Genomic DNA, 11030 nt, shown 5'->3' on the forward strand with positions numbered 1-11030 from the left:
TCCGGCCTACCGCGAGCGGTAGGCCACCACGACGCTCGGCCGCGGGAAGTCGTCGGTGTGCGGCCAGGTGCTGGCCGGCGCCTCGAACGTGGCGCCGGTGATCTCACCCGGGTGCTGGACGGCGAAGAACAGCGAGCGGCCGCCGTCGGTCACCAGCGGTCCACAGGCCTCCGCGCCCCGCGGCACGGTGACGAACTGCTGGACCCGGCCGCGCTCCGCCCCCGAGACCGGGACCCGGAAGATGCCGTCGTTGGAGCCGAGCACGTTGCCGTCCGTCGAGACCCACAGGTTGCCTTGCGGGTCGAAGGTCACGTTGTCGGGACAGCTGATGGGGCTCACCCGCGACTTGTCGTAGCCGCCGAAGTAGGTCTCCTGGGCGGCCGGGTCGCCGCAGACGAGCAGCACGTTCCAGGTGAAGGTCGTCGACGCGTGGTCGCCGCCCCGCGGGATCAGCTCCAGGACGTAGCCGTTGCGGTTCCCCGACTGCGTGACCAGCGGCTCGCCCAGCGCCGGCCGGGTCTGCGAGGAGGTGACCGGGTTGGCCTCGTCGGCCGGCTGCGCAGTGCCGCGTCCCGAGTTGTTGGTCAGCGCGGCGTACACCCGGCCGTTCACGGGGTTCGGCTCGACGTCCTCGGGCCGGTCCATCCGGGTGGGCGAGCGGCGGTCGGCGGCCAGTCGGGTGTTCAGGAGGACGTCGGCGACGCTCATCCCCGGCACGTACGACGTCGTGTCGCTGGTCAGCGGCAGCCAGGTCCCGGTCCCGTCGTACACGCCGTCGGCGGTGCCGTCGCCGGTGAGCCGGGCGACGAACAGGGTGCCGTGCTCCAGCAGCGTCTTGTTGTGGGCGCGGGCGCGCGGGCGCCCGGAGTCGTCGTACCGGTCGCGGGAAACGAACTTGTAGAGGTAGTCGCCGCGCTCGTCGTCGCCGAGGTAGGCGACCGCGCGCCCGTTGCGGGCGATCGAGATGTTGGCGCCCTCGTGCTTGAACCGCCCCAGCATCGTGTGCTTGCGCGGCGCCGAGCCGGGACTCAGCGGGTCGAGCTCGACGATCCAGCCGAACCGGTAGGCCTCGTGCGGCTCGGTCGACAGGTCGAAGCGGGGATCGACGGCCGACCAGCCGCGGCCCTCGCCGGTGATGCCGTAGCGGGCGAAGGACTCGGCGTGCTCGGCCGGGATGCCGTCGGAGGCGTCGAAGTACTGATTGACGTTCTCCTCGCCGGAGAGCACCGTCCCCCACGGGGTGGTGCCGCCGGCGCAGTTGTTCAGCGTGCCGAGGACGCGCCGGCCGGTCGGGTCCGCGGCGGTGCGCAGCCGGGGGTCGCCGGCCGCCGGCCCGGTCACCCGGAAGGCGGTGTCGATCGTGACCCGGCGGTTGTGCCGGGCCCGGGCCGGCGTGACCCTCCGCCAGGACCCGGCGACCTGACCACGCTCGACGGTCACCACGGACATGCCGTGGCTCTGCATCTCGATCCGGAGCTGGGTCTCGGCGTCGTACCGGCCGGTGGGGAACATCAGCGTGCCGGTCGTGTACTCGTGGTTGACGACGAGCAGCGCGCGGTCCCGGTCGGAGCGTCGCGGCAGCTCGACCAGGCCGACGTAGTCGTTGTTGAAGCCGAACTGCCGGGCGGCCGCCTCGGGCGTCTGGCGGTAGGCGTCGAACGCGGGGGCGCCCGGCAGCACCGGGTCGCCCCAGCGGACGACGACGTCCTGCCGGAACCCCGGGGGTACGACGACCGCGTCGCGCCGGTTCGGCGGCACCGGGGTGAAGTCGACTCGGCCGAGCCGCCCCTCGCCCCGGCGCGCGGGCCCGGCCGCAGCGGCGGGCTCGACGGCCAGCCCGCCCAGGGCGAGCACACCGGCCCCCACGCCGGCGCCCTTCAGCAGCGAGCGCCGCTGCACCACCCGGGCGACCTCGTCGCGCAGGTGGCCGTTCCCGGAGCCGTTCGGCTCCGGACGGTCGCAGGCGTTGCCGCAGCGGAAGAGGCAGGTCATCGCGTCGCGGGAGCCGTGCGGTCCGCTGGGGAGGAGGGGCAGCAGGGCAGGCTGCTGGGGAGCCGAGGTCATCAGGCAGGTCCTTCGTCCGAGTCCGAGTGGGCCTCGCACGCTAGGAGCGCCGGGTGAGCCTCGGGCGACCTGCAGGTGAACGGGAGTCAGACGGCCGTCGCGGCCGCGACGGTGAGCCGCAGCTGGCGGCGCCGGTGGTTGACCGCCTCCACGGTGAAGATCACCAGCGCCACCCAGACCAGCAGGAAGCCGGCCCACCGGCCGGGCGGCATGTCCTCGTGGAACCACAGCACGCCCAGCGCGAACTGCAGCACCGGCGCGAGGTACTGCAGCAGCCCCAGCGTGACCATCGGCACCCGCGTCGCGGCCGCCCCGAAGCAGATCAGCGGCACCGCGGTCACGAGGCCCGCCGACATCAGCAGCAGCGAGTGACCCGCGCCGTGGCCGGTGAACTCGGAGCGACCGGTCGCGATCAGGAAGACGACGTACGACGCCGCGAGCGGGGCGATCAGCGCGGTCTCCACGGCCAGGCTCTCGACCGCGCCGACGTTGGCGGTCTTCTTCGCGAGGCCGTAGGTGCCGAAGGAGAGAGCGAGCACGAGGGCGACCCACGGCGGACCGCCGTAGTCCCAGGTGAGCACGGCGACGGCCGAGGTGGCGACCCCCATCGCCGCCCACTGGAGCGGCCGCAGCCGCTCGCCGAGCAGCAGCACCCCCATCAGCACCGTCACGAGCGGGTTGATGAAGTAGCCGAGCGAGGCCTCCACGACCCGGTCGTTGGTGACGCCCCAGATGTAGGTGGCCCAGTTGACGGTGATCGTCGCGGCCGCACCGCCGAGCAGCAGGAGGGTACGACGGTCGCGGAGCAGGGCCCGCACCTGTGAGGTCCGTCGCAGCACGACGACGAGCAGGCCCATGGTCAGCGCGGACCAGACGATGCGGTGGGCGAGGATCTCGAGGGCGCCGGCCGGCTCCAGGAGCGGGAAGTAGAGGGGGAAGGCCCCCCACATGACGTAGGCCGCGACCCCCAGGGTCAATCCACGCCGCGACTCCACCACCGGAGCAGCATAGGGTCGCCACGTCGGTCACCCGCCGGGGCCCGGCGTTTGCGGCCTTGAGTGCCCGGGCAGGCTGGTCCGATGTCCACGACCGCAGATCACGAGGGGGAACCCCGTCCCATGCGCATGCACCGAATCCTGGCCGCCCTGCTCGGTCTCGCCCTGCTGGGCCTGATGCCGACGTCCCTGTCGACGCCCGCGAGCGCGGCCGGAGTCGCGCCGGCCGCCGCCTCGGCGCCGGCCGTCGCTCGGGCCGCCAAGCTGCCCCGCGAGCTCCACGACCGCAGCGCCCGCCGCGGCGACCGCTGGTTCATCAAGGGCCGGGTCACGCCCCAGGGCGGCCGCAAGGTGGTCGTCATCAAGCGCAAGGTCGGCCCGCACAAGGCGTGGCGCACCTGGAAGAAGGTCCGCGCCGACCGCCAGGGCCGCTTCCGCGTGGAGGTCGCGTTCCCGGACAGCACTCGCTCGACCTGGTTCTACAAGGGCGGCGTCAAGGCCACCGCGAAGTACCAGGCCGGGCGCACCGACAAGATCTACACGGTCTGCCGGCGCTCGAGCTGCTGAGCCGCGCTCAGACGACCGTCCAGGTGTCCCCGCTGCCGATCAGGCCGGCGAGCCGCTCGGTCGGCGTGCCGGGAGCGGCCTCGGACGCCGAGGCGACCTGGGCGCGGGCCTGGTCGTCGTACGTCGGCCGGGAGACCTGGCGGAAGATGCCGATCGGCGTCTGGTTGAGGTAGCCCATCTCGGTCAGCCGGCTGATGGCGAAGGCCTGGGACGGGTCGGGGTTGAGGGCGTCGTGGACCAGCAGCGCGTCCGCGTCGACGTCCGCGGTCTCGACGATCTTGACCCCGCCCGTCTGGCTGTCGCGGATCAGGCCCTTGGTGCCCGCGGAGAACGTGATCGGCTCGCCGTGGGTCAGCGGGATGATCGCGTCGGCCTTGGTGTCGTTGTTCTTGATCGCGTCGAACGCCCCGTCGTTGAAGATCGGGCAGTTCTGGTAGATCTCGACCAGCGAGGTGCCGCGATGGGCGGCGGCCGCGGAGAGCACCGAGGTGAGGTGCTTGCGGTCGGAGTCGATGGTGCGCGCGACGAACGACGCCTCCGCACCGAGCGCGAGCGACACCGGGTTGAACGGGTGGTCGACCGAGCCCATCGGCGTCGACTTGGTGATCTTGCCGGCCTCGCTGGTGGGGGAGTACTGACCCTTGGTCAGGCCGTAGATCCGGTTGTTGAACAGCAGGATCGTCATGTTCACGTTGCGGCGCAGCGCGTGGATCAGGTGGTTGCCGCCGATGGAGAGGGCGTCGCCGTCGCCGGTGACGACCCAGACCGACAGGTCCTCGCGGGCGGTGGCGATGCCGGTCGCGATCGACGGCGCGCGCCCGTGGATCGAGTGCATGCCGTAGGTGTCGAGGTAGTACGGGAACCGGCTGGAGCAGCCGATGCCGGACACGAAGACGATGTTCTCGCGGCGCAGGCCGAGCTGGGGCAGGAAGCCCTGCACGGCCTTCAGGACGGCGTAGTCGCCGCAGCCCGGGCACCAGCGGACCTCCTGGTCGGAGGTGTACTCCTTCGCGGTCTGGGCGTCCTCGTTGGTCGGGACGTCCTCGACGCCCGAACGCAGGCCGGGGAAGGGGAGCTGCTCGGTGCTCACTCGGAGACCTCCTGAGCGGTAGTGGCGGGGGTGAGATCGGCGGTGAGGTCGACGGGGGTGCCCTCGGCGTCGGCGACCAGGGCTCCGACCGCCTCGGCCAGCTGGGCCGCCTTGATGGGCATGCCGTTGACCTGGTTGTAGCCGACGGCGTCGACGAGGTAGCGGGCCCGGATCAGCATCGAGAGCTGGCCGAGGTTCATCTCGGGGACCAGGACCTTGTCGTAGCGACGCAGGATCTCGCCCAGGTCCTTCGGGAACGGGTTGAGGTGGCGCAGGTGCACCTGGGCCACGTTGAACCCGGCCTTGCGGACCCGGCGGGCGGCGGCGCCGATGGGCCCGTACGTCGAGCCCCAGCCCAGCACGCAGACCTTGGCCGCGCCGGAGGGGTCGTCGACCTGCAGCGGCGGGATCGACTCGGCGATCCGGTCGATCTTGGCCTGGCGGGTGCGGACCATCAGGTCGTGGTTGGCCGGGTCGTAGGAGATGTTGCCGTGGCCCTCGCCCTTCTCGAGCCCGCCGATGCGGTTCTCGAGGCCGGCGGTGCCAGGCACGGCCCAGGGACGCGCGAGGGTCTCCTCGTCGCGCAGGTAGGGCCAGAACTCCGTGGACACGGTGCCATCGGGGGCGGTCTTCGTGTGGTTGTGCTCGGTGGCGAAGCGCGGCTCGATGACCGGGAGGTCGGCGACGTCGGGGATCGCCCAGGGCTCGGAGCCGTTGGCGAGGTAGCCGTCGGAGAGCAGGAACACCGGCGTGCGGTAGGTGACGGCGATCCGGGCGGCCTCGACGGCCGCGGCGAAGCAGTCGCCCGGGGACTGCGGGGCGACGATCGGGACCGGGGCCTCGCCGTTGCGGCCGAACATCGCCTGCAGCAGGTCGGCCTGCTCGGTCTTGGTCGGCAGGCCCGTCGAGGGGCCACCGCGCTGGACGTTGACCACGAGCAGCGGGAGCTCGGTCATCACGGCCAGGCCGATGGCCTCGGACTTCAGCGCCACGCCGGGCCCGGAGGTCGAGGTGACGCCGAGCGAGCCCGCGAACGACGCACCGATCGCGGCGCCGACGCCCGCGATCTCGTCCTCCGCCTGGAAGGTCGTCACGCCGAACGACTTGTGCTTGCTGAGCTCGTGGAGGATGTCGGAGGCCGGGGTGATCGGGTAGGTGCCCAGGAAGACCGGCAGGCCCGACTGCACGCCCGCGGCCACCAGCCCGTAGGCGAGCGCGAGGTTGCCGGAGATGTTCCGGTAGGTCCCGGGCTGCTGCGGGGCGGGCTTGATCTCGTACGACACCGCGAAGGACTCGGTGGTCTCGCCGAAGTTCCAGCCGGCCTTGAAGGCCGTGATGTTGGCGTCGCGGATGTCCGGCACCCGGGCGAACCGCTTGGTCAGGAACGCGGTCGTCGACTCGGTCGGCCGCCCGTACATCCAGGACAGCAGGCCCAGTGCGAACATGTTCTTGGCCCGGGCGGCGTCCTTGCGGGACAGCCCGAACTCCTTGACCGCCTCGACGGTCATGCCGGTCAGGTCGACCGCGTGCACCGCGAACTCGCCGAGGGCGCTGCCGGCGTCGCCGAGCGCATCGAGCGGGTTGGCGTCGTACCCGGCCTTGGTGAGGTTGCGGGTCGTGAAGTCGTGGGTGTCGACGATGATGATCGCGCCCTTGGGCAGGTCGGCCAGGTTGGCCTTCAGCGCCGCCGGGTTCATCGCGACCAGGACGTCGGGCGCATCGCCCGCCGTGAGGATGTCGTGGTCGGCGAAGTGCACCTGGAACGACGAGACGCCGGGGATGGTGCCCTGGGGTGCGCGGATCTCGGCGGGGAAGTTGGGCAGCGTCATCAGGTCGTTGCCGAAGACCGCCGACTCGGAGGTGAACCGGTCGCCCGTGAGCTGCATGCCGTCACCGGAGTCACCGGCGAACCGGATGATCACCCGGTCGAGCTGCTTGACCTGCTTGCTCTGCTGACCTGTCACGGCTCGCGCCTCTTCCTCGCTGGACCACGTACGTGCGTCTTTAACGGACGATCCCCGACCGATAACGTCCGGATCGTACCCACGTCCGGGTGAAAACTGGAACCTGTTCCAGTTTCCCCGGTGAGTGCCGACCTGTCCACGATAGAGACCCGGACCCCTCGATCCCAGCGATCTCTGATCATGGACCGCGCCCAGGTCAGTGACCCCGGACACACTGTCGTCCCGCCTGGCGAGATCGACGCCTTAAGTCGAGTACTCTTCATGACATTAGTAAGAAGGCCTGTTCGATGAGCGGGCTCGACGAAGGGTGCAGAAGGATGAAGTTCAAGCGCGCAATCACGAGTGCGTCCGCCGGACTCCTGGTGCTGGGTCTCGCCGCGTGCGGCGGCTCCGGCTCCAGTGACGCGGACACGATCAGCATCGTCGGCTTCGCGGTGCCGGAGGCGGCCAACAAGGCGATCGCCTCGGAGTTCCAGAAGACCGACGCCGGCAAGGACGTCCGGTTCAAGACGTCGTACGGCCCGTCCGGTGACCAGAGCCGCGCCGTGGTCGAGGGTCTCGACGCCGACTACGTGCACTTCTCCGTCGCGACCGACGTGACCCGCCTGGTCGACGCCGACCTGGTCGCGGACACGTGGGACGACGGTGAGAACAAGGGCGTGGTCTCCCGCTCGGTCGTGGTGTTCGGTGTCCGTGAGGGCAACCCGAAGAACATCCAGACCTGGGACGACCTGGTGAAGCCCGGGGTCGAGATCGTGACGCCCAACCCGGCGTCCTCCGGTGCGGCGCGCTGGAACGCGCTGGCGGCGTTCGGCCAGGTGGTCTCCGGAGGCGGCTCCGAGGCTGACGCCACCGACTACATCAACAAGTTCTTCGGCAACGTGGTCTCGCTGCCCAGCAGCGGCCGTGACGCCACCACCAGCTTCCTCGGCGGGACCGGCGACGTCCTGATGGCCTACGAGAACGAGGCCATCCTCGCGGCGCAGAACGGCGAGGGCTTCGAGTACGTCATCCCCGAGACCTCGCTGCTCATCGAGAACCCGGGCGCGGTCCTCGAGGACGCCGCCCCGGTCGCCGAGGACTGGCTCGAGTTCGTGCTCAGCGACGAGGGGCAGAAGCAGTTCGCCCTCACCGGCTTCCGCCCGATCCGCGACGACGTCGACTTCGGTGGCGAGGTCGAGGGCGCCGCCGACCCGAGCGACCCGTTCCCGACCGTGCCGACCCTGCTGACCGTCGACGGGGACTTCGGCGGCTGGGCCGAGGCCGCGCCCAAGTTCTTCGGCACCGGCACCGAGGGTGAGCCCCTCGGCATCATCACCGCGGCCATCGAGGCGTCCGGCAAGGCCGAGGACGAGTGACCTCGATCGAGTTGGGCCGACCGGCGAAGATCCGCCGGTCGGCCCGGTCGACGTTGACCCCCGTGTCCGGCCTCGGGCTGGGCATCGCGATGCTGTGGTTCAGCCTGCTCGTGCTGATCCCGCTGACGGCGGTCATGGTCACGGCGGTCGACGGCGGCTGGGACACGTTCTGGGCGGCGGTGACCAACGCCCAGACCGCCGCGGCGATCCGGCTGACGGTCTTCACGGCCGTCGGGGTGACGCTCGTCAACATCGTGATGGGGCCGATCATCGCGTGGGTGCTGGTCCGTGACCGGTTCCCCGGCAAGGCGGTGCTCGAGATCCTGATCGACATCCCGTTCGCGCTCCCGACGATCGTGGCCGGCCTGGTGCTGCTCTCGCTCTACGGCTCGGACAGCCCGATCGGGATCGACATCGTCAACCAGCGGCCCGCGGTGTTCGTGGCGTTCCTGTTCGTGACGCTGCCGTTCATCGTGCGCATGGTGCAGCCGGTGCTCGAGGAGCTCGACCGGGACGTCGAGGAGGCGGCCGCGTCGCTCGGCGCGAGCCGGTTCACGACGTTCCGTCGGGTGATCCTGCCGAGCCTGACCCCGGCGATCGCGGCCGGTGCCGCGCTGTCCTTCGCGCGCGGTGTCAGCGAGTACGGCTCCCTGGTGCTGCTGTCGGGCAACCTCCCCAACAAGACCGAGGTGACCTCGGTCCGGATCCTGAGCAGCATCGAGAACGACCAGCGGGCCTCGGCCGCCGCCGTGGCGGCCGTGCTGCTGGTCATCTCGCTCGTCGTGATCGTGGTGCTGGACATCATCCAGAGGCGGGTGGCGCGTCGTGGCTAGGTCCACCTTCGGGCGCAAGGGCCCGGTCGCCTACCTGCTCCGGCTGCTGGTCATCGCCTACCTGTTCTTCCTGGTGGCCTGGCCGGTCTCCCTGGTGGTGACGAACACCTTCGACGAGGGCTTCGTCAGCATCAGCGACCTGTTCGCCGATCCCGACGTCGTCACGGCCCTGCGGCTGACCCTGATCGCGGCGGTGAGTGCCGTCGTCATCAACACCGTCTTCGGCGTCGGCATCTCGCTGCTGCTGGTGCGCTACGAGTTCCCGGGCAAGCGCGCCCTCAGTGCACTGATCGACCTGCCGCTCTCGGTCTCGCCGATCGTGGTCGGCCTGGCCCTGGTGCTGGTCTACGGCGGGCGCGAGGGCTGGCTCGGACCGACCCTCGAACGCGTCGGCATCCAGGTCATCTTCTCGACGCCGGGCATCGTGATGGCGACCGCGTTCGTGGCCCTGCCCCTGGTCATCCGCGAGGTGGTCCCGGTGCTGACCGAGGTCGGCATCGAGCAGGAGCAGGCGGCCGAGAGCCTCGGGGCCAACGCCTGGCAGCGGTTCGTGCGGATCACCCTGCCGTCGGTCAAGTGGGCGATCGTCTACGGCGTCGTCCTCAGCCTGGCCCGGTCCCTCGGCGAGTTCGGGGCGGTCAAGGTCGTCTCGGGCAACGTGCTCGGCGAGACCCGGACCGCGACGCTGGTCGTGGAGGAGAAGTACCTCAACTTCGACCAGCAGGGCGCCTACGCCACCGCGTTCCTGCTCGCCATGGTCTCCGTGGCCTGCATCGTCGTCGTCTCCCTCATCCGCCCGAAGAGCCATGACTGAGTCGGCCGGGCGCACGGGCGACCCCATCACTTTCCTGGAAGGTCCTTCATGAGCATCGAAGTCGCGGGGGTGAACAAGAAGTTCGGGGACTTCGTCGCCCTGGAGAACGTCAATGTCACCATCCCCACCGGGCAGCTCACTGCCCTCCTCGGTCCGAGCGGCGGCGGCAAGTCGACGCTGCTGCGGATCATCGCCGGACTCGAGACCGCCGACAGCGGCACCATCTCGATCAACGGCAACGACGCCACCCGGCTGCCGGCGCAGAAGCGCAACGTCGGGTTCGTCTTCCAGCACTACGCCGTCTTCAAGCACATGACGGTGGCCAAGAACGTCGCCTTCGGCCTCGAGATCCGCAAGCGGCCCAAGGCCGAGGTGGCGGCGCGGGTCGACGAGCTGCTGAAGCTGGTGCACCTCGGCCAGTTCGCCCACCGGCTGCCCTCGCAGCTCTCGGGCGGCCAGCGGCAGCGGATGGCCCTGGCCCGGGCGCTCGCGGTCGAGCCGCAGGTGCTGCTGCTCGACGAGCCGTTCGGCGCGCTCGACGCGAAGGTCCGCAAGGAGCTGCGCGACTGGCTGCGGCGGCTGCACGACGAGGTGCACGTGACGACGGTCTTCGTGACCCACGACCAGGAGGAGGCCCTCGAGGTCGCCGACGAGATCGTCGTGATCAACGAGGGGCGCGTGGAGCAGGTCGGCTCGCCCGACCAGCTGTACGACGAGCCGGCCAACAACTTCGTCATGGGCTTCCTCGGCGAGGTCACGACGCTGAACGGGCGGCTGGTGCGCCCGCACGACGTCGAGGTCGCCACCTCGCCCCGCCCAGAGGCGTTGACCGGCACGGTCTCCCGCGTGCTCCGCATCGGGTTCGAGGTGCGGGCCACGGTCACCACCGAGGCGGGCGACGTCACCACTGTGATGACCCGGACCCATGCCCGCTCGCTCGGCCTCGAGTCGGGCGTGCAGGTCTGGCTGAGCGAGGCCGCCGGCGCCACCACGGTGCCGGTCGAGCCGACCACGACGGTGGGCTGAGCGCCCGCCGTACCCCCGGAACGGCCACCCGCCTGAGAGGACTGCACCCCTTCTCGGGCGGGTGGTCCTCTTGAGGAGGAGCGGCGGTCTGGACATGCCGTTCCAAAAGCACACCATGCTGATGAACTTTGTGTACCTTGAGCGCGCGGCCCCGCGGGCCCGCCCCCGATCGGCCACTCGGCCGAGGAGACTGCACCCCTCCTCGGCCGGGTGGCCCGCTGCACTCGAGGGGGCGATCTAGACCATTCTCGGGAAACCAGATAATTCTGCTGGACTTTAAGTACCTTTCTCCTCGTACAACCCCGGGTGCTGGTCTCGA

At 70.6% G+C, this 11030-nt stretch carries 9 protein-coding genes; 5 read left to right on the forward strand and 4 right to left on the reverse strand.

Annotation, left to right across the window (positions count from 1 at the left end; all coding sequences use genetic code 11):
- Window positions 1-6 precede the first annotated feature (6 nt).
- Window positions 7-2064, reverse strand: a complete 2058-nt coding sequence (locus tag BLT76_RS13695) for a PhoX family protein (protein WP_090856869.1) — start codon at window positions 2062-2064, stop codon at window positions 7-9.
- A gap of 86 nt (window positions 2065-2150) precedes the next feature.
- Entirely contained in the window at window positions 2151-3062 is a 912-nt protein-coding gene (gene rarD / locus BLT76_RS13700) for an EamA family transporter RarD (RefSeq protein ID WP_090856872.1), read from the reverse strand.
- Between the two features lie 120 nt (window positions 3063-3182).
- Here rarD and BLT76_RS13705 point away from each other — a divergent pair, with 120 nt between their 5' ends.
- Window positions 3183-3626 (forward strand): hypothetical protein, encoded by a 444-nt coding sequence (locus BLT76_RS13705; RefSeq protein WP_090856875.1) that lies wholly within the window; start codon window positions 3183-3185, stop codon window positions 3624-3626.
- A 7-nt stretch (window positions 3627-3633) separates the two neighbouring features.
- Here the strand turns inward: BLT76_RS13705 and BLT76_RS13710 are convergent, their stop codons facing one another.
- Both BLT76_RS13710 and BLT76_RS13715 read right to left on the reverse strand, forming a co-directional pair.
- Window positions 3634-4716, reverse strand: coding sequence for a 2-oxoacid:ferredoxin oxidoreductase subunit beta (locus BLT76_RS13710; protein ID WP_090856878.1), 1083 nt, complete (start codon window positions 4714-4716; stop codon window positions 3634-3636).
- Window positions 4713-6680 carry a 2-oxoacid:acceptor oxidoreductase subunit alpha gene (locus tag BLT76_RS13715; protein ID WP_090856881.1) on the reverse strand — a complete coding sequence of 656 codons (1968 nt, stop codon included), beginning with the start codon at window positions 6678-6680 and terminating at the stop codon, window positions 4713-4715. The genes BLT76_RS13710 and BLT76_RS13715 overlap by 4 nt, the downstream gene beginning before the upstream one ends.
- Before the next feature lie 317 nt (window positions 6681-6997).
- Here BLT76_RS13715 and BLT76_RS13720 point away from each other — a divergent pair, with 317 nt between their 5' ends.
- From BLT76_RS13720 to BLT76_RS13735, 4 genes are all read left to right on the forward strand, one after another.
- Window positions 6998-8038, forward strand: coding sequence for a sulfate ABC transporter substrate-binding protein (locus BLT76_RS13720; protein WP_090856885.1), 1041 nt, complete (start codon window positions 6998-7000; stop codon window positions 8036-8038).
- Window positions 8039-8100: 62 nt separating this feature from the next.
- Window positions 8101-8871, forward strand: coding sequence for a sulfate ABC transporter permease subunit CysT (gene cysT / locus BLT76_RS13725; protein WP_244509406.1), 771 nt, complete (start codon window positions 8101-8103; stop codon window positions 8869-8871).
- Window positions 8864-9685 (forward strand): sulfate ABC transporter permease, encoded by an 822-nt coding sequence (locus BLT76_RS13730; protein WP_090856888.1) that lies wholly within the window; start codon window positions 8864-8866, stop codon window positions 9683-9685. Before cysT ends, BLT76_RS13730 begins: the two co-directional genes overlap by 8 nt.
- Before the next feature lie 48 nt (window positions 9686-9733).
- Window positions 9734-10711: a sulfate/molybdate ABC transporter ATP-binding protein gene (locus BLT76_RS13735; protein WP_090856892.1), complete on the forward strand. Its 978-nt coding sequence runs from the start codon at window positions 9734-9736 to the stop codon at window positions 10709-10711.
- Window positions 10712-11030 lie beyond the last annotated feature (319 nt).

Origin of the sequence: Nocardioides lianchengensis (genome assembly GCF_900101465.1) — a bacterium.
GTDB lineage: Bacteria > Actinomycetota > Actinomycetes > Propionibacteriales > Nocardioidaceae > Nocardioides > Nocardioides lianchengensis.

Bases quoted from the DNA above. Each gene is read 5' to 3' on its own strand.
- BLT76_RS13695 (WP_090856869.1), bottom strand. From the start codon at position 2,064: ATGACCTCGGCTCCCCAGCAGCCTGCCCTGCTGCCCCTCCTCCCCAGC.
- BLT76_RS13705 (WP_090856875.1), top strand. From the start codon at position 3,183: ATGCGCATGCACCGAATCCTGGCCGCCCTGCTCGGTCTCGCCCTGCTG.
- BLT76_RS13720 (WP_090856885.1), top strand. From the start codon at position 6,998: ATGAAGTTCAAGCGCGCAATCACGAGTGCGTCCGCCGGACTCCTGGTG.
- BLT76_RS13735 (WP_090856892.1), top strand. From the start codon at position 9,734: ATGAGCATCGAAGTCGCGGGGGTGAACAAGAAGTTCGGGGACTTCGTC.